This is a genomic window from Streptomyces sp. NBC_00237, from assembly GCF_026342435.1.
GTDB lineage: Bacteria > Actinomycetota > Actinomycetes > Streptomycetales > Streptomycetaceae > Streptomyces.
Genome location: NZ_JAPEMT010000002.1, coordinates 338,264 through 356,926, shown reverse-complemented (window position 1 = coordinate 356,926; position 18,663 = coordinate 338,264). Strand labels below are relative to the sequence as shown.

General features: G+C 71.7%; 13 protein-coding genes and 2 tRNA genes. 8 read left to right on the top strand and 7 right to left on the bottom strand.

Going from position 1 to position 18,663, the window contains the following annotated elements; all coding sequences use genetic code 11:
* Positions 1-239: 239 nt before the first annotated feature.
* Positions 240-2,318 (bottom strand): MDR family MFS transporter, encoded by a 2,079-nt coding sequence (locus OG897_RS15935; protein WP_266660208.1) that lies wholly within the window; start codon positions 2,316-2,318, stop codon positions 240-242.
* Between the two features lie 473 nt (positions 2,319-2,791).
* Here OG897_RS15935 and OG897_RS15930 point away from each other — a divergent pair, with 473 nt between their 5' ends.
* Both OG897_RS15930 and OG897_RS15925 read left to right on the top strand, forming a co-directional pair.
* A complete protein-coding gene (locus OG897_RS15930; RefSeq protein ID WP_266657328.1) occupies positions 2,792-3,484 on the top strand; it encodes an ATP-dependent endonuclease in 693 nt (230 codons plus the stop codon).
* Between the two features lie 88 nt (positions 3,485-3,572).
* Positions 3,573-5,816 carry a glycoside hydrolase family 3 N-terminal domain-containing protein gene (locus tag OG897_RS15925; RefSeq protein WP_266657326.1) on the top strand — a complete coding sequence of 748 codons (2,244 nt, stop codon included), beginning with the start codon at positions 3,573-3,575 and terminating at the stop codon, positions 5,814-5,816.
* 606 nt (positions 5,817-6,422) lie between these two features.
* Here OG897_RS15925 and OG897_RS15920 read toward each other — a convergent pair.
* Both OG897_RS15920 and ligD read right to left on the bottom strand, forming a co-directional pair.
* Entirely contained in the window at positions 6,423-7,559 is a 1,137-nt protein-coding gene (locus tag OG897_RS15920; protein WP_266657325.1) for an ABC transporter permease, read from the bottom strand.
* Positions 7,556-8,587 carry a non-homologous end-joining DNA ligase gene (ligD, locus tag OG897_RS15915; protein ID WP_266657324.1) on the bottom strand — a complete coding sequence of 344 codons (1,032 nt, stop codon included), beginning with the start codon at positions 8,585-8,587 and terminating at the stop codon, positions 7,556-7,558. The genes OG897_RS15920 and ligD overlap by 4 nt, the downstream gene beginning before the upstream one ends.
* An 87-nt stretch (positions 8,588-8,674) precedes the next feature.
* Here ligD and OG897_RS15910 point away from each other — a divergent pair, with 87 nt between their 5' ends.
* Positions 8,675-9,763 carry an ATP-dependent DNA ligase gene (locus OG897_RS15910; protein WP_266660206.1) on the top strand — a complete coding sequence of 363 codons (1,089 nt, stop codon included), beginning with the start codon at positions 8,675-8,677 and terminating at the stop codon, positions 9,761-9,763.
* A 55-nt stretch (positions 9,764-9,818) separates the two neighbouring features.
* Here OG897_RS15910 and OG897_RS15905 read toward each other — a convergent pair whose 3' ends face one another.
* The gene (locus tag OG897_RS15905; RefSeq protein WP_266657323.1) at positions 9,819-11,237 is read right to left on the bottom strand and encodes an NAD(P)/FAD-dependent oxidoreductase; all 1,419 of its coding nucleotides are present in this window, start codon (positions 11,235-11,237) and stop codon (positions 9,819-9,821) included.
* A 257-nt stretch (positions 11,238-11,494) separates the two neighbouring features.
* On the opposite strand from OG897_RS15905, the gene OG897_RS15900 reads away from it, so the two are divergent.
* The 5 genes from OG897_RS15900 to OG897_RS15880 all read left to right on the top strand — a co-directional run bounded on the left by OG897_RS15900 (position 11,495) and on the right by OG897_RS15880 (position 15,310).
* Entirely contained in the window at positions 11,495-11,746 is a 252-nt protein-coding gene (locus OG897_RS15900) for a WhiB family transcriptional regulator (protein WP_266657322.1), read from the top strand.
* A 146-nt stretch (positions 11,747-11,892) separates the two neighbouring features.
* Positions 11,893-13,545, top strand: coding sequence for a GMC family oxidoreductase (locus OG897_RS15895; RefSeq protein WP_266657321.1), 1,653 nt, complete (start codon positions 11,893-11,895; stop codon positions 13,543-13,545).
* A gap of 17 nt (positions 13,546-13,562) precedes the next feature.
* Positions 13,563-13,635 (top strand) — tRNA-Val (locus tag OG897_RS15890).
* A gap of 10 nt (positions 13,636-13,645) precedes the next feature.
* Positions 13,646-13,717 (top strand) — tRNA-Glu (locus tag OG897_RS15885).
* 138 nt (positions 13,718-13,855) lie between these two features.
* Positions 13,856-15,310 (top strand): SDR family NAD(P)-dependent oxidoreductase, encoded by a 1,455-nt coding sequence (locus OG897_RS15880; protein ID WP_266657319.1) that lies wholly within the window; start codon positions 13,856-13,858, stop codon positions 15,308-15,310.
* 24 nt (positions 15,311-15,334) lie between these two features.
* Here OG897_RS15880 and OG897_RS15875 read toward each other — a convergent pair whose 3' ends face one another.
* The 3 genes from OG897_RS15875 to OG897_RS15865 form a co-directional block, all read right to left on the bottom strand.
* Positions 15,335-16,168, bottom strand: coding sequence for a hypothetical protein (locus OG897_RS15875; RefSeq protein WP_266657317.1), 834 nt, complete (start codon positions 16,166-16,168; stop codon positions 15,335-15,337).
* A gap of 15 nt (positions 16,169-16,183) precedes the next feature.
* Positions 16,184-17,128: a chitosanase gene (locus tag OG897_RS15870; protein WP_266657315.1), complete on the bottom strand. Its 945-nt coding sequence runs from the start codon at positions 17,126-17,128 to the stop codon at positions 16,184-16,186.
* 513 nt (positions 17,129-17,641) lie between these two features.
* Complete coding sequence (locus OG897_RS15865; RefSeq protein WP_266657313.1) at positions 17,642-18,613, bottom strand: acyl-ACP desaturase; 972 nt, start codon at positions 18,611-18,613, stop codon at positions 17,642-17,644.
* Between the last annotated feature and the right edge of the window lie 50 nt (positions 18,614-18,663).

The following is an 18,663-nucleotide window of genomic DNA, read 5'->3' as shown; positions in this document are numbered from 1 at the left end:
CGGCCGTCGTCGCTTGAGGCTGGCTCGGCGTTGGTGGTGGCTGGGGTTCAGGCCGCCTTCGGCGGGGGATCTCCCCTCTCCGCCCTTTCCCTAAAGCGCTCGCCGCGCGGCTGGTTTGACGTGCGGGTGCGTCGTGGCTGGGTGCGCAGTTCCCCGCGCCCCTGGCGGGGCGGTCCTGTCGTGGTCGCGCCCGCGCGGCGGAGCCGCACGTCGGAACAGCCCCGCGCCCCTGATGGGATCTACCTGGGCGACGCGGTCTCCCGTTCCGGGGCCGGGAGGGTCTGGGCGAGGTCTTCGGCGAGGAGGCGTTTGGCGATGCGGTCGGAGGCGGCCTTGAGTTCCGCGCTGCGGGGGCGGCCCGCGTCCTTTTCCAGTTGGTCGGCGAGCCAGTCCGACCATGCCCCGGCGATGACCTGCGCCTCGCGTTCGCCTGCCGGGGTGTGGGAGAGGAAGTTGCCGTCGCGCGTCAGGTAGCCCTCGTCGACCATGCGGTCGAAGACCGGGAGCAGGACCTCCGGGGGGACGTTGCGGCGGCCGGAGATGAGGCCGAGTGTGGCGTGGCCGACCATGCGGGTGAAGAGGTCGACCTGCATCACCGCCCACGCGCCCGCGATGTCCAGTCGTGTGTTGGAGTCGGCGACGACCTGGCGGGCCGTCAGCGCGCCCTTCGTGTGGACGATGCGCGCGACCGCCAGTTCCAGGGCCTGGGAGGAGCCGCCCGCGCCGCTCGGGGACGGCTGGGCGAAGCCCTCGCCCAGGTCGGTGGAGGCTGCCCGGGAGGTGTCCCGAAGCTCTACTTGTTTGAGGAAGAGAGAGATGAGGAAGCCGAGGATCGCTACCGGGACGGTCCACAGGAACACCGTGCTCAGGGACTCCGCGTACGCCTCCGCGATCGGCGCGACCTGCGCCGCCGGGAGTGTGTGCAGGGTCTGTGGGTTCTGGGCGGCCTGCGCGATGGAGTTCGGGTCGGTTCCGGCGGGGGCGAGGCGGACCGCCGCCGTGACGCCCTCCGTGAGGTTCGGCTTGAGCGAGTTCGCGTAGATCGTGCCGAAGACCGCCGCGCCGAACGAGCTGCCGAGCGTACGGAAGAAGGTGACGCCGGAGGTGGCGGTGCCCAGGTCCGCGTAGTCGACGGTGTTCTGGACCGCGATGGTGAGGACCTGCATGCAGAGGCCGATGCCGACGCCCAGTACGAACATGTAGAGGGATTCGAGCCAGGTGCTGGTGGCCGGGCCCATGAGGGAGAGCAGGTAGAGGCCCAGGCCCATCACCGCCGAGCCGATGATCGGGAAGATCCGGTACGTGCCTGTCTTGCTGACCACGTTGCCGCTGAAGATCGACGCGATGAGCAGGCCGATCACCATGGGGAGCGTACGGACGCCCGAGACGGTGGCCGAGTCTCCGTCCACGTACTGGAGGTAGGTGGGGAGGAACGTCATCGCGCCGAGCATCGCGAAGCCGACGATGAAGCTGAGGATCGAGCAGACGGTGAAGACGGGGTTCGAGAAGAGGCGCATCGGGAGCATGGGTTCTGCGGCTCGCGTTTCCACGACGCAGAAGAGGGCGAGTGCGACGATGCCGCCGACGAACAGGCCGATGATGGCGGCCGAGCCCCACGCGTACTCGTTGCCGCCCCAGCTCGTCGCCAGGACGAGTGCGCTGGAGCCGATCGCGACGAGAGCGATGCCCAGGTAGTCGATGCGGGGCTTGCTCGCCGATCTGACGGAGGGGATCGTACGGGCTGCCGCGATCACCACCAGGATGGCGATCGGAACGTTCACGTAGAAGGCCCAGCGCCAGGACATGTGGTCCGTGAAGAGGCCGCCGAGGAGTGGGCCGACGACCGTCGAGACGCCGAAGACCGCGCCGATCGCACCCTGGTACTTGCCGCGCTCCCGCAGCGGGATCACGTCCGCGATCAGCGCCATCGCCGTCACCATCAGGCCGCCCGCACCGATGCCCTGCACCGCGCGCCACGCGATGAGCAGGGTCATGTCGGTCGCCAGGCCGCACAGGAACGAGCCCGTGATGAAGACGATCGCCGAGATCTGGAAGACGACCTTCCGGCCGAAGAGATCGCCGAACTTGCCGACCAGGACGGTCGCGACCGTCTCCGCGAGCAGGTACGCCGTGACCACCCACGACATGTGGGCCGCGCCGCCGAGGTCCGAGACGATCGTCGGCAGGGCCGTGCCGACGATCGTCTGGTCGAGGGCCGCGAGCAGCACGCCGAGCATGATCGTGCCGAAGACGATGTTCCGTCTGCGCCCGTCGAGGACGGGCGGCACGGGCTCGGACGGCTGCACGGCGGACTGCACGGCGGACTGCGCCGCGGGTGCGGATGCGCTGGCGTTCTCGCTGGCAGGTGTCACCCTCGCACGTTCACACCGGTGGGCCGTCCGTGCACGCGGGGGCGGACCGGTCAGGTGAGGCCGGGGGAGGGGCTGGTATGTGCGGTGGTACGGCCCCGACGCGTGCAGCGGTACGTACCCGAGTCCTGCGGCGGTACGCGGCCCGGTTCCGGCGGCCGGAGGGGACGGGCCCCTCCGGGGGCGGGGCGTGCGGTGCTCCGCGGGGGCGAGTCCCAGGTGCTGCCAGGCGTTCAGGGGCAGGGCGTACCGGAGGGCGGCGGTCCAGCGGTCGTCCTCGTCGGCGTACGACGGCAGCAGTACGACGGCAGCAGGAGCAGCACCAGCGCGCACACCGCGACGGGCCGCAGGGATGAGGAGGCGCCCTTCCGCAGGATCGTGCGGCTCCGTAACGCCGTTGACGTGCCTGCGACACTGAGCCGGTGGACGAGAACCAGGTGGACGACAGGCATTACGCGCACGAGTCGGGCCGGTTCCGGGCGGCGACCGTCGCCTGGGCGGCCGGTGGGCCCGGCGCGGACGCCGCCGCCGACATCGCCAGGGAACTCGCCCGTACGCACGGTCCGCGCACCGTCGTCCTCGTCGAAGGCATCAGCGACCGCGCAGCCCTGGAGGCGCTCGCCGTCCGACGGGGCCGGGACCTCGACGCGGAGGGTGTGTGCGTCGTGCCGCTCGGCGGGGCCACCAGCATCGGCCGCTTCCTCGTCCTGCTCGGTCCGCAGGGGCTGGGCCTCAGGCTCTGCGGGCTGTGCGACGCGGCCGAGACCGGCTTCTTCCGGCGCGCCCTGGAGCGTGCGGGCCTCGGCAGCCCGGGTTCGTACGAGGAACTGGAGCGCCTCGGCTTCTACGTCTGCGACGCCGACCTGGAAGACGAACTCATCCGCGCCCTCGGCTGCCAGGGTGTCGAGGAAGTCGCCGCCGCACAAGGGGACTTGAGGTCGCTGCGCACCTTCCGCAACCAGCCCGCTCAGCGGCCGCGCACCACCCTGCAACAACTGCGCAGGTTCATGGGCACCACCGCCGGGCGCAAGGAGAGCTACGCGCGGGCCATGGTCGACGCCCTCGACCTGGACCGCGTACCGCGCCCGCTGGATGCGTTGCTCGCCGCCGTGTGAGCCGGGTGCGCTGGCCCGGGGCTTCCGTTGTGATTACCTGGAGCTTCCGTGGCAGGCAGCGGGCTCGACTCATTCAAAAGGTGAAGACATGGGTGACGGTGGCGTGGGGCGTCGGACCTTCCTCGCGGCGATGACCGGCAGCGGGGCGGCGGCCACGGCGGCTGCGGACCCGGCGGCGGACCCGGCTGCGGCCGAGACCGCTGACGGAGCGGCGGGCGGGCCCGAGGCGGAGATCCGGGCGCTGGTCGGGAGGATGACCGTCGCGGAGAAGCTGGGGCAGCTTCAGCAGCTCGCCTGGACCGGAGCCACGGGGCCGGGCGGAAGCCAGACGGCTTCTGCCGAACAGGCCGCCAGGAAAGGCGAGTTGGGGTCCGTACTCAACATCTTCGGTGCGCGGCACAGCAACGCACTACAGAGGATCGCTGTCGAGGAGTCCCGGCTCGGCATCCCGCTGGTCTTCGGTCTCGACGTCATCCACGGCTTCTGGACCACCTTCCCGATCCCGCTCGCCCAGGCCGCCAGCTTCGACCCTGAGGTCGCGCGCGTCGACGGCGAGGTGTCGGCGAAGGAGGCCCGCTCCAACGGCATCCACTGGACGTTCTCCCCGATGATGGACGTCACCCACGAGCCCCGCTGGGGCCGCATCGCCGAGAGCTGCGGCGAGGACCCCTGCCTGACGTCGGCGTTCGCGGCGGCCAAGACGCGGGGGTATCAGGGTGGCGATCTGGCTGCGAAGGACCGCGTGGCCGCCTGCGCCAAGCACTTCGTGGCGTACGGGGGTGCCGAGGGCGGGCGTGACTACAACACCGTCGACGTGTCGGAGTCCCGGCTGCGCAACCTCTACCTCCCGCCCTTCAAGGCCGCCCTCGACGCGGGCTGCGCCACCGTCATGGCGTCCTTCAACACTCTCAGCGGCATCCCCGCGCACGCCAACTCGCACACCCTCACCGAAATCCTCAAGGAGGACTGGGAGTTCGACGGGGTGGTGGTGAGCGACTGGAACGGCGTGGGGGAGCTTCTGCCGCACGGGTTCGCCGCCGACGGCGCGGACGCGGGCCGGATCGCGCTCACCGCGGGCGTCGACATGGAGATGGTCTCGACGCATCTCGCGGACCACGGTGCGGAGTTGCTCGCCTCCGGGCGGATCAAGGAGGACCGGCTCGACGACGCCGTGGCGCGTGTTCTGCGGCTCAAGTACGCGCTCGGGCTGTTCGCGCAGCCGTACGTGGAGGAGGCGGAGGCCGTTCCCGGGCCGACGCCCCAGACGCGCAAGGCCGCCCGGGAGGTCGCGGCGCGGTCCATGGTGCTACTGAAGAACGAGGGCGAGGTGCTCCCCATCGGTCCCGGGAAGGCGGTCGCGGTGGTCGGGCCGTTCGCCGACTCCCGCGATATGCAGGGGACTTGGGCCGGGCCGGGCGGGGAGAAGTTCCCGCCGGTGACGGTGCTGCACGGGATGCGTGATGGTGCTGGGCGGGGTGCGCGCGTCACGTACGGGGTGGGGGCGACCAAGGCGGCCGATGTGGTTGTCGTGGTGGTGGGGGAGGGGGCGAAGCTGAGTGGGGAGGCGGCGTCGCGCAGCGATCTGGGGCTGCCGGGGGATCAGGAGGAGCTGATCGAGGCGGTGGCGGCGACGGGGATCCCGTTCGTGGTCGTGCTGCTGAACGGGCGGCCACTGACGGTCGGGAACTGGGTGGAGTCCGCTTCGGCGGTACTGGAGGCGTGGCATCCGGGGATCGAGGGCGGCCATGCGATCGCCGATGTCCTGTACGGGAAGGTGAATCCGGGTGGGAAGCTTCCGGCGTCGTTCCCGAGGAACGTCGGGCAGGTTCCCGTGCACTACAACCACGAGAACACGGGGCGGCCGTACGATCCGAAGTCTCCCGGGAACACGTATGTCACGGGGTACTCGGACGTCGAGCGGACCCCGCAGTTCCCCTTCGGGTACGGGCTGAGCTACACGACCTTCGAGATCGGCACGCCGAAGGCGAGCGTGGCGCGGATCGGGGCGGGGGAGCTGAGGCGGGGCGAGACGTTCGAGGTGGAGGTCTCCGTGCGGAACGTGGGAGAGGTGGCGGGGGACGAAGTCGTGCAGCTGTACGTGCACGACCCGGTGGCGTCGCTGGTGCAACCGGTGCGGAGGCTGCGGGGGTTCGAGCGGGTGGCTCTGGGGGTGGGCGAGGCGAAGGTCGTGCGTTTCGTGCTGGGGGCGGAGGATCTGGGGTTCTGGACGAACGCGGTGGACGGGCGGTTCGTGGTGGAGGCGGGGAGGGTTGATCTGTACGTGGGGTCGAGCTCGGACGCGCGGAGCGCATGCACGATCCAGGTGGACTAGGGCCCCCTCCCTCGGCCCCCTTCCCTCAAGCCTCCCTGCGCGCTGCCCTCGCCCCTCCGCTTCCGCCTAGCCCCCTCGGGCTCCGCCCGCCTCGCCCCCTCGGGCTCCGCCCTCCGCCTCCCTAGTCCCCTTGGGCTCCGCCTCCCTAGTCCCCTTGGGCTCCGCCCCCTTGGGCTCCGCCCCCGCCTCGCCCCCTTGGGCTCCGCCTTGCCTCGTCCCCTTGGGCGGCGGGGCCGCCCCCCGGGGGCGGGACGGGCGGGCAAGGGGGCGGCCCCCTCCGCTCCGGGCCCACCCCGGTGCCGTCCGCTGTTACCTCGCCTTATGGGTGCGCCGCGCCCGGGTGCGCCTGCGGCGGGCTGCCCCTCCCCGCCCCTTCACCTAGAGCGCTTGCCGCGCGGCTGTCCCGCACACGTGCGGGCGTGTCGTGGCTGGTCGCGCAGTTCCCCGCGCCCCTAACGGGGCACGTCCAGGCAAGCCCCAGCGGAGCCGGGAGCGCCCGCGCGGCAGAGCCGCACAGTGACACAGCCCCGCGCCCCTGAAGGGGCACGTGCACGCAAGCCCCAGCGAGCAGGGAGCAGCCGCACAAGCGATGCAGCCCCCGCCGAGCTAGCCCGCGTGGGCCGCCGACCGCTCCCGTCCGCCCGGATGCCGGTGCCGCCACACCCAGAAGACCGTGCACGACACCACCGCCCACCCCACCAGCACCGCGTACGGCAACACATGCTGATGCCCCTGGAAGTACACCGCCGTGTGCTGCGCGTTCACCGAAGCCCCCGGCGGCAGCCACCGCCCGATGTGGCCGAGCGCGGACGGCAGGAGTGGCCATGACACCGCCCCGCCCGACGACGGGTTGCCCAGCAGCACCATCAGCCCCCACGTCGGGAGCATCGCCCACCGCCCCATCAACGTGTTGAACATCGTGAAGACCATCCCCGACGTGAACATCGTCAGCGCCAGAATCAACCACGATTCGACGAAGGGGAGATCGAGGGCCCCCAGCCACCAGTCCACCACCGCCGCGATCGCGAACGCCCCGAGCAGGGAGTAGGCGACATGGAAGCCGATCCGCTCGGCCGGGTTCAACCCCCGCGCGTGCACGCTCAGTTGGATCGCTCCGACGAAGCCGATGATCACCGCGGCGAGTGAGATGTAGAAGAGCGCGAGACCTCGCGGGTCACCCTTCTGCAAGGGCTTGACGTCCTTCACCTCGACGTCGATCCCGGCGGCCCGGCCCACCTTCGCCCCGGCCTCCCCGAGCAACTGCGCCACCGAGGCACCCGAAGCGCCCGACACGTCGAGCTCCACCTTCCGGCCGTCCGCCCGCAGCACCGCGAACTCGCGCTGTTCTTCCACCGCCTCCCGGGCCGCCGCGTCCGTCGCGTACGGCGTCACCTTCAGCGAACCCGGCAGCGCCTTGTCCATCCCCGCCACGAACAACCTCAACTGCGGCGTCGCCGGATCGCCGACGACCGCCGCCGGAATGTGGTGCGGAGTGGGATTCGCCATCGTGTACGTGTACGAGCCCGCGAACAGCCCCGCCGCCGCGGCCAGGATGAACACCAGGACGGTCGCGGGCAGGAACGGCCCCTTCTTGAACGCCTCCCACCGCTCCGCCCCGGTCCGCACCCGGCCGTGCGCCCCGTGCCGCTCGGGCGCGGGTCCGGTGTTGGCGTCGGCCTCGGTGTCGGCCTTGGTGTCGGCCGTGGTTCCGGACTCGTCCGCCTCGGGTACTTCGCTGCTCATCCCTCTCCCCGCTCCTCGTGCCGCGCACGACTCGGCGCGACCCGCTTCGGCTCGCCCGGCATCTTCGGGTAGTCGGGCGGGTACGGCAGATCGCCGAGGCCCCGGTCCCGCTCGTCCCGCTCCGCCATCTCCAGGAGTGAATCCAGTACGAACGCGTGGTCGTCCAAGTCCGCGTGTACGTCGCCGAGTTCGGCGAAGCGCGGCGGCATCGTGGTGATGTCGAAGTCCTCGGGGCGCACCTCGTCCAGCTCCGCCCAGCGCAGCGGCGCCGACACCGGAGCGTGCGGCTGCGGGCGGATCGAGTACGCGGAGGCCATCGTGCGGTCGCGGGCGGTCTGGTTGAAGTCGACGAAGACGCGTTCTCCGCGTTCCTCCTTCCACCACGCCGTCGTGACGCGGTCCGGCATGCGGCGTTCCAGTTCGCGGCCCACCGCGATCGCCGCGCGTCGTACCGTCGTGAAGTCCCAGCGCGGTTCGATCGGCACGAACACGTGCAGCCCCCGCCCGCCCGACGTCTTCGGCCAGCCGCGCAACCCGTGCTCGCCCAGCACCGCACGCAGCTCGTGCGCCGCCCGTACCGTGTCGGAGAAGTCCGTGCCGGGCTGCGGGTCCAGGTCGATGCGCAGTTCGTCGGGGTGGTCGAGGTGGGTGCGGCGCACCGCCCAGGGGTGGAAGGTCAGCGTGCCGAGGTTCGCCGCCCACAGGACGGCCGCCGCCTCGGTGGGGCAGATCTCGTCGGCGGTGCGCCCGCTGGGGAAGGTGACGGTGGCGGTGGGCAGCCAGTCGGGGACGTTCTTCGGGGCGTGCTTCTGGTAGAAGGACTCGCCCTCGACGCCGTCCGGGAAGCGCTCCAAGGTCGTGGGCCGTTCGCGCAGCGCGCGCAGGATCCCGGGGGCGACGGCCAGGTAGTAGCGGGCCACATCCGCCTTCGTGTGGCCGCGCGCCGGAAAGTAGACCTTGTCGGGGCTGGACAGCCGCACCGTCCGCCCACCCGCATCCAGCTCGATCGCCTCGCCCGCTTTGCCCATGTGCGCCACGGTAGGCCGAGCCTCCAAATGCCGCATATCGGGGTATCGGGCAGGGTTGGGTCCATGGTCTCCGATGCTCCGAACGGGATGAATCTGCCGGTCATGCCCCCGGTCAAGCCCATGCTGGCCAAGGCGGTCAAGAAGATCCCGCCGGGCATGCAGTACGAGGCCAAGTGGGACGGCTTCCGGGCGATCGTGCACCGCGACGGCGACGCCCTGGTCATCGGCAGCCGTACGGGAAAGCCCCTGACCCGCTACTTCCCGGAGCTGGCCGCCGCCCTCCTCGCCAACCTCCCGGCGCGCTGTGTCGTCGACGGGGAGATCGTGATCGCCCAGGACGGGCGACTGGACTTCGAGCGGCTCTCCGACCGCATCCACCCGGCGGACTCCCGCATCACACTGCTGGCCGAGCGCACCCCCGCGAGCTTCGTCGCCTTCGACCTGCTCGCCCTGGAGGACCTCGCGCTCTTCGACGTACCCCTGGAGCAGCGGCGCGCCGCGCTGGTGGAGGTGATGGAGGGGGCCGCCCCGCCCGTGCACCTGGCACCCGCGACCACGGACGTCGAGACGGCCCGGGTGTGGTTCGAGCGCTTCGAGGGGGCGGGTCTCGACGGGGTTATGGCGAAGCCGCTGACGATGCCGTACCGGCCGGACGCGCGCCTCATGTACAAGATCAAGCACGAGCGTACGGCGGACTGCGTGGTGGCCGGGTACCGGCTGCACAAGACGGCGGGCCCCGTGGTGGGGTCGCTGCTGCTCGGGCTGTACGACGAGGAGGGCGTGCTCCAGCACGTGGGGGCGGCGTCGGCGTTCACGATGCAGCGGCGCCAGGAACTGGTGGCGGAGCTGGAGCCCCTGCGGCTGGCGGAGGGGGCCGCACATCCGTGGGCGGACTGGGAGGACCAGTCGGCCCACGAGACGCGGCGGCTGCCCGGGAGCCAGAACCGGTGGAACGGGGGCAAGGACCAGGGGTGGGTGGCGCTCGAACCGTCGCGCGTGGTGGAAGTCGCCTACGACCACATGCAGGGGACGCGGTTTAGGCATACGGTGCAGTTCCGGCGGTGGCGGCCGGACCGCGACCCCTCCGGCTGTACGTACGCACAACTGGAGGAGCCGGTGTCCTACGACCTCGCGGAGGTCCTGAGCGGCTCTCCCACCCCCGGCTCCGGGGGCTGAGCACCCGTACTCCACGCCCCTGAGCATCCGAGCCCACCTGCGGCGCGGCCGTCCCCTACCGCCCCTCAATCACCTTCTCCCACTCCTCCCTCTCCGGCCCCTCCACCCCCGGCTCCCACCCGGGATTCTCCGCCAGCCACTCCGACAACCGCCGCCGCACCTCCTCACCCCCGTACGCCTTCCCCGGCAACTCCAGCAGGTGCCGCACCCGTGCCCGCGCCCGCCCCACCACCGGATCGGTCCGCCCGCACGCCACCATCGCCGCCCGCTGCCGCGCGAAGCCCGTCGGAGGGCCCGCGATCCGCTCCGCGTACCGACGGCCGAGCGCCGTGTCCGTCTCCACCTGTACGTCGAACCACGGCCGAAGCGCCCCCAGCGCCCACGCGTGGTACGCGGCGGTGAACGCGGCGCTCCCCGCCTCGGCGCCCGGCGACGACGCGTGCCGCGCCACCCACTGCCCCGCCCACAGCGCCAGCGAAATCCCCTGCGCCATCGTCGGGTTGGTGTGCGTGAAGCTGTCGCCGACCCCCAGCAGGCCCGTCACGACCGGGCCCTCCTCGTCGACCAGCGCGCACCACCGGTTCTCCAGCCCCGCCATGGGCAGGACCCCCGACAGCGGTTCGGAGTCGAGTGCCTGCCACGCAGCCGCCGCAGGAAAGACCCCCGCCGCCGCCTCGAACACCTCCGGGTCGGTCAGCGCCGCCCGCGTCGGGTCGTCCGTGTGCAGGAAGAGCAGGACGCCGAACACGCGGTTGTCGGCGGGGAACACCGCGCACCCGCCGAAGGAGCTCCCGTTGACGGCCGACGGGCCCTGCGGTCCTGGTGCCACGCCCTCCGCCAGCCGGTACCAGCGGCAGTAGTAGGCCACCCCCGTGCGGTGGTTCTCCACCACCGGCGGCCGGCCGCCCGCCTCCGTGAGCCAGGCGGCCGTGCCGCCGCGCCGCCCGGCCGTGTCGACGACCACGTCCGCCCGGTACTCCCCGGCGGCCGTCCGTACGCCCGTCACCCGGGGGGTCCCGTCGGCCTCGGGCGGGCCGAACAGCAGGCCCGACACCTGCTCCCCGTAACGCAGCACCGCTCCCGGCTCCGCGCGCAGCGCGTCGTACAGGACGGTCTCCAGCAGGATCCGCCGGGGCTGGAGCATCACCAGGTTCGCGTCGCCGGGGACGGGCTCCGGGGGCTTCTCGTACCCGCCCATCTCGTGGTACTCGCTCGCGCCGAGGCGCAGCAACTCCTCGTACACGTCGGGCAGTTCCTCGATCAGTACGGCCCGCGACGCGCCGAGCAGCGTGTGCGGCTGGACCGCCTGCGGGACGGTCCTGGCGCGCGGCCAGTCGAAGAAGTCGGCGTCGAGGTCGCCGCCCGGCGCGCGGGCGTCCTTCTCGAAGAGGGTGACGGTGTGGCCCCGGCGGGTCAGCATCAGTGCGGTGCCCAGCCCGGCGATGCCGCCGCCCATCACGACGAAATCGGTCATATGCGGTGCTCCTTGTTCCTTGCGCCTCGCGGCAGTCGGCCCCGATTCCTGCCACCTCCCCAGACGGAGCGAACCCGAACCTGTCCGTGTGTCCCTGTGCCCCCTCGTGTGTCTGCGTGTCTCCGTGTGTCTCCGCGTGTCGGGCAAAGGTGAGGCTGGGGGAGGAACTTGTACGACACTGGGTGCCGGAGCCCCGCATGCCGCACGTTGATGGCGCGTTCATCGAATGTTGATCGAAACCGGGCAGCGTGTGCCGCATGCCGATCAACGTCATTCTCCCCACCGACTCCGAGCCCTCCTGGCGGGAGAGCGCGCTGTGCGCCCAGACCGGACCGGAGTTCTTCTTCCCGGAGCCCGGAAGCTCCACCCGCGAGGCCAAGCAGCTCTGCGGCGCCTGCGACATGCGCGCCGCCTGCCTGGAGTACGCCCTCACCCACGACGAGCGCTTCGGCGTCTGGGGCGGACTCTCCGAGAAGGAGCGGTACACGCTGCGCCGCGCCCGCAGCTGAACCTCCCGCCGAGTAGCTGCGAGTACCCACTGGTAACACGGCGCGCGGACGGTCATGCTGGGGCACCGGCACGACCGCACCACCCGCACGACCGGCACGGCGGAAGTCCGTCGAGCAGTCCGCAACCGCCTTACCAGGGAGCCGCGTTGAGCCGCCGCAAGCTCGCCCCCGCGCAGGGGCCAGGTACCCCGCACGCGTACGACTACCTCGTCGTCGGCGCCGGATCGGCTGGCTGCGTGCTCGCCGCCCGGCTCTCCGAGGACCCCACCGTGCGCGTCGCGCTGATCGAGTCCGGCGGCCCCGACCGCCGAGGCAAGCCGGAGATCCGGATACCCGCGGCCTTCCCCCAGCTGTTCAAGACGTCGTACGACTGGGACTTCAGCACCACCAGGCAGGAGGCCCTCGACGGGCGCGAACTGTACTGGCCGCGTGGGCACATGCTGGGCGGCAGCTCCTCCATGAACGCCATGATGTGGGTGCGCGGCCACCGCGACGACTACGACGCGTGGGGCGAGGCGGCGGGCCACGAGTGGGGTTACGACGACTTCGTACGGTACTTCCGGCGCGCCGAGCGGTGGACGGGAGAGGCCCCAGCGCACAGCGGGTACGGCACCGAAGGGCCGCTGTTCATCTCGCCGCCCCGCGATCCGAGCCCCCTCACCGCCGCCTTCCTGGACGCCTGCCGCGAGGAAGGGCTCCGGGAACTGCCCGAGCTGAACGGCCCCGACCACAGCGGTTTCGCCGTCACCCCCCTCAACCAGCGGCGCGGCAGCCGGTGGAGCGCCGCCGACGGATATCTGAGGCCCGCCCGCCGCCGCCCCAACCTCGACGTTCTCACCGGGGCCCGGGTGCGGCGGCTCCGGTTCGCCCCGGGCTCCCGCCGCGTCGTCGGCGTCGAGGTCGACGGGGTGCCCGGCACCCGGATTCTCGCCGCGCGCCGCGAGGTGGTGCTCAGTGCCGGTGCGATCGGGTCCCCGTACCTTCTTCTGCACTCCGGCATCGGTGACCCCGACGAGCTGGGGGCTCTTGGCATCGAGGTGCGCGTCGTGTCGCCCGAGGTGGGCCGCCACCTCCAGGACCACCTCTCCACCGCCGTCACCCTGCGCTGCCCCGACCCGATCACCCTCACCGGCGCCGACACCCCCGCCAACCTGGCCCGCTATCTCCTCGCGGGACGCGGACCGCTCACCTCCAACGTCGCCGAAGCCGTCGCCTTCGTCCGCAGCGGGCCCGGACTCGACGCCCCCGACCTGGAACTGATCTTCGCCCCCGTGCCGTTCATCGGACACGGGCTCACCGCGCCGACCGAACACGGCCTCACCATCGGCGTCGTCCTCCTCCAGCCCGCCAGCGCCGGCCGCCTCACCCTCGGCGGGCCCGACCCCGACGTTCCGCCGCGCATCGACCCCGGCTATCTGACCGACCCCGGCGGCACCGACCTGCGCCGCATCGTCGCCGGTGTCCGGCACGCCGAGAGCCTCTTCGCGGGGCGGGCCCTCGCCCCGTACACCAGCGGGCCCATGGGTCACTACCCCGGCGTCGTCGACGACGCGGAACTCACCGCAGCCCTGCGCGGCTCCCTGGAAACCCTCTACCACCCCACCGGCACGTGCCGGATGGGCCGCGACGCGCAGTCGGTCACCGATCCGAGGCTGCGGGTCAGAGGGGTGGACGGGCTGCGGGTCGTCGACGCTTCAGTGATGCCGAACATCACCCGGGGGCACACCCACGCGCCGACCGTCGCCCTTGCCGAGAAGGCGGCCGAACTGCTGCGCGAGGACGCCCGCCAGGCCCGTTAGGATCACCCACGGCCGTTCCGGAACGTAGCGCAGGGGCAGGCGCGCTCATCTGACAGGTGAGAGACGCCGGTTCGAATCCGGCCTTCGGGGGCGGCCTGGCGGTCTCGTAGCGCAGAGGCAGGCGCGCTCGGCCCTCGGCCGGGACACGCCGGTTCGAATCCGGCCGGGGCCGCCGCCCACTTCTGTGCGAGTTCTGTGCGAGGGGCGGGGCAGCCGGATAACTCGGGTGACGGCCCCCACGTCGTACGGGGAACATGCACCAAGGGCGCGTCTGCACGGGGGCGTACCTGCACGGGGGGAGTACGCGCGCATGCACAGTGACGAGCTGACGGGGCCACCGGACGGGCCGACGGCAACGAGCGGTTCGGTGGCGCTGTCACCGGGCGGGCCGAGAGCGAGCGGTTCGGTGGCGCTGTCCGATGCCGAGCTGGCCGCTTTCGACCGTACGATCGCCAAGCTGCGGGCCCTGTCCGCCGACGACCCCGTCCGGCTGCGCACCGAGCGGGTCGCCGGTACGTTCGTCCGCGAGGGGCGGCACCATCGGCGCAAGGTCCGCAGGGAGGCCGCCCGGCAGGCCGATGCCGCCACCGTCGCGCGGGCCGCGACCGGGGCCCTCGACCGGCGGGAGGACGCACCGCTCGTCCCGCGCGGGACCGCGGCCGCGTCGCCCGGCAGCTTCGTACGGCCCCGGCGCTGCTACGTCTGCAAGCAGCCCTACCGGCAGGTCGACGCCTTCTACCACGCGCTCTGCCCGGACTGCGCGGCCGACAACACCGCCCGCCGCGCCCTGACCACCGACCTCTCCGGGCGTCGCGTCCTGCTCACCGGCGGCCGGGTCAAGATCGGTTTCCAGCTCGCCCTGATGATGCTCCGCGACGGCGCCGAACTGATCGTCACCTCCCGCTTCCCGCACGACACGTGGCGCCGTTTCCGGGCCGCCGAGGGGAGCGCGAAGTGGCTCGACCGGCTGACCGTGGCCGCCGTCGACCTGCGTGACCCCCGCCAAGTGCTGGGACTGTGCGATGAGTTGAGGGAGAGCGGCGAGCCGCTGGACATCCTCGTCAACAACGCCGCCCAGACGATCCGCCGCCCCGCTTCCTCGTACGCCCCGCTGATGGCGGGAGAGCGCGGCGCGCTGCCGGGCGGGGCGACGTTGAAGGCCCCCGGCTTCGCTCCGATGGGTGCCGAACTCGACCCGGCACGCGGTGCGTTGGCCCTCGTACTCCCGGAAGAGGCCGAAGCGGCAGGACTCGACGAGGCCGGGCTGCTGCCCGACGTCTCGCCCGCCAACTCGTGGTCCGCCCGGCTCGGCGGCCTCGACCCCGCCGAACTCCTGGAGACCCAGCTCGTCAACGCCCTCGCGCCCGCCCTGCTCTGCGACCGCCTGCTGCCGCTGCTGCTGGCCTCGCCCCGACCGCGCCGGTACGTGATCAACGTGACTGCCGTGGAAGGGCGGTTCGCCGTACGGAAGAAGACCGGCGGCCACCCGCACACCAACATGGCCAAGGCCGCCCTCAACATGCTCACCCGCACCAGCGCCGAGGAACTCGCCGCCCAGGGCGTCCACATGTGCAGCGTCGACACCGGGTGGATCACCGACGAGAACCCGGCGCCCCTCAAGGCGCGCTCCGCCGCCCGCGGTTTCCGCACCCCGCTGGACATCGTCGACGGGGCGGCCCGCGTGTACGACCCGATCGTGCGCGGCGAGGCGGGCGACCCGGTGGCGGGGGTCTTCCTCAAGGACTACCGGGCGGCGGACTGGTGAACCGGCCGGTCGTGTCCCGGGCGTTCACCGTCCGGTCGACTCGCGCCGTACGGCGTCGAAGAGGTCCGGCACGGTTCCGGTCCACCGAGGCAGCAGATAGGCCATCCACGCCCAGGAGTTCAGGTTCGCACCCAGCTCCTCGCGCACCAGTTGCCGCAGCGGAGCCCTGGCCTCCGGGCGGGAGGGGAAGTGCACGACACCGTTGTGCAGGACGTGCAGCGCGTTGCGCGCCCACCGTCCGTGGCGGAGCAGGTCGAGGGGGCTGTCGAAGATCCCGGCCCGGCGCATCCGCCGGGTGAAGCCGGGGACGGTGTCGAAGCCCGCGCGCGCCCAGTCCGGGCAGTCGGGGCGGATGGCCAGTGCCCACCGGGCATAGCCGGGGAACGGGGCGTTCCGGTCGGCCCGCACGACGGTGCCCCAGTCCTCCCGGCCGACCCGGCAGGCGACCTTCTTCGCCGCCTTCATGGTGGTCACGGCCCGGAGCGCGGCCTCCAGCCCGGCCGGATCGGCGAACCGCAGCTCCTCCGGCCGCAGGTCCCGGTCGCTCCGCACCTCGTCCAGGACGTGCAGCGGGCCCCGCGCCTTGCCGAAGGGCAGCCCGCGCCTGATCTCGTCGCGCAGGACGGCACTCGCGCCGCCGGACCGGTAGACGATCGCGTTGAGCTCGGGATCGTCCTCCTGGAGCGTCCATATCCAGGCGGAGGCGTGCACGTCCGTCCGGGTGCCCCAGGGCAGACGCGTGACGGGGTTGTCGGCCAGTTGCTCCCGGACGCGCCTCGCGACTGGCTCCCGGTGTCCGGGTTCGGCCAGGGACACCAGGAACTCCATCTCGAAGCCGCCGTCACGGTGCGGGAACACGACCGGCCTCCCCCGTCAGTGTTCGATGCTGAAGTCTTCCTCGTACATCTTCCACTTCAGCGGCAGCTTCAGGTCCATGTTCCCGTCCTTCAGGAACACCCGCTGAGCCGTGTCGATCCGGGACGTGTCGTTGAGCGTCTTCTTCGTCCGGAGCACTTCGCGCGTCTCGTCCAGGAACGCGTTCAGGTACGCCTTCTCCGCCTTCAGCTTCGACGCCTTGTCGTCCTTGCTGTCCTTGCCGCCCAGCTCGGACGGTGCCTTGACCTTCGCGCGCGCCGACTCGCGGATGCCGTAGAAGCCGCGCTTGTCGATGCCGGGGCCGTGCAGGACCATCGCGTCGTAGTAGATGAACTGGCCGAGCGTGCCCAGACCGTCCATCTTCGCCAGGTCGACCGCGGGCTTGAAGTAGTACTTGTCGCGGGCGTCGTCCTGGGCCTTGATGAAGTCGGTCTCCTTCGCCGCCTGCTGCCAGGCCCTGGTGAAGCCGGGGTCCAGGCCCTCGTGCGAGGCGGTCCCGTCGACTTCCTGGAGCGCGGGGATGTAGGAGGCGAGCGGGTTCTTCGGGTGGGTCTTGGTGTAGTCCAGGATCAGCTGCAGCATGTCGTGCGTGCCGGATGTGAAGCCCACCACACCGGCCGTGTAGCCGTTGCCGTCCTTGACGTCGCGGATGTTCGCGTACTGGCCGCGCCAGTTCAGCGTCGAGTTCTCCGCGCTGGAGACGATCTGCGCGGCCCGCTCCTTGAGGGCGGGGGCGGCGAGACCCGGAGGCAGCTTGGCTATCAGCTCCTGGTCGGTCTTGGGCTTCTTGGCCTCGTCGGGCTTCGGGTCGTCGGCGGTGGTTTCGGTCGTCCACGGGTCGACGTAGATCGGGTCGTCCCCCTTGGGGCTGCCGCCGAACACGGCCGTGGCGACGATGGCGGCCGGGGCACCGATGAGGACTAGACGGGTGAGAGGTTTCACGCCCGACAGATTACGTGGCGCGGGCGGCGCTCTCGCGAGGAGATCCCCCTCGCCCGCCCCCGTCACCCGCCGGGAATTCGCTGGGCCGCACCGCTCACGGCAGGCACGACCGCCCCATGCCCTTCACCGTACGGCACAGGACCGACAGGCTCTGCGCCGCCTTGGACACACTTCCGCACCCCGAACGCCTGCGTCAACTCGCGCTCCGGGCAGGGAAGTTGTCCGCCAGGGGGAAGCTTGGGCCGGTGCTCGACGAGCTGTCCGGGCGCGGCCCGTACGAGAGGGGGACTGGCGGTCGTCGCCGCCCCGGCGGGGCGGGAAGCGGACGGGATGGCCGCCCGCCTCAGTGACCCGGATCGTTACGTGCGCGGCACGCCCTCCGTACCGCGCACGGACTCGCAGCCCCGGACTCCGCCCACGCGGCCGCCCTTGCTCCGGGCCCACCCCGGAGCGGCCCCGCCCGGCCCCGGCACCGCCGCGCCGGGCAAAAGGTCCGCCTCGGAAGAGGGAGCCCTACAGCCCCCGCGCGGCCCTCCGCGCCAGCCTGGCGGCCAGCTTCTCGTCGAACTTCGTCGCCTCCGAGTCCAGCCCGTCCATGTACAGCCCGAGCTCCTCCTGCGCCTTGAGCCCCTCCGCCCCGAGCCCGTCGATGTCCAGCACCTTCAGGAACCGCAGCACCGGCTGGATCACGTCGTCGTGGTGGATCCGGATGTTGTAGACCCCGCCGATCGCCATCTGCGCGGCCGCCCGCTCGAAGCCGGGCATCCCGTGTCCGGGCATCCGGAAGTTCACCACGACGTCCCGCACGGCCTGCATCGTCAGGTCAGGGGCCAGCTGGAAGGCCGCCCCGAGGAGGTTGCGGTAGAAGACCATGTGCAGGTTCTCGTCGGTCGCGATCCGCGACAGCATCCGGTCGCACACAGGGTCACCGGACTGGTGCCCGGTGTTCCGGTGCGAGATCCGGGTCGCCAGCTCCTGGAAGGCGACGTACGCCACCGAGTGGAGCATCGAGTGCCGGTTGTCCGACTCGAAGCCCTCGCTCATGTGCGCCATCCGGAACTGCTCCAGCTTGTCCGGGTCGACGGCCCGCGAAGCGAGCAGGTAGTCGCGCATCACGATGCCGTGCCTGCCCTCCTCGGCGGTCCAGCGGTGCACCCAGGTGCCCCAGGCGCCGTCCCGGCCGAAGAGGGAAGCGATCTCGTGGTGGTAGCTGGGGAGGTTGTCCTCGGTCAGCAGGTTCACGACCAGCGCGATCTTGCCGATCTCGGTGACCTTGGACTGCTCGGGCTCCCACTTCTCCCCGTCCTCGAAGAACCCGGGGAAGTTCCGGCCGTCGCTCCACGGCACGTACTCGTGGGGCATCCAGTCCTTGGTGACCTTCAGGTGGCGGTTGAGTTCCTTTTCCACCACCTCTTCCAGCGCGAACAGCAGCTTGGCGTCGGTCCACGCCTCCGAGCTGCCGAGGTGGGGAGAGGTGATCGTCACGGGTACTCCAGGGGGGTGGGGACGGGAGCGGTTACCTACGGCTTCGTAGG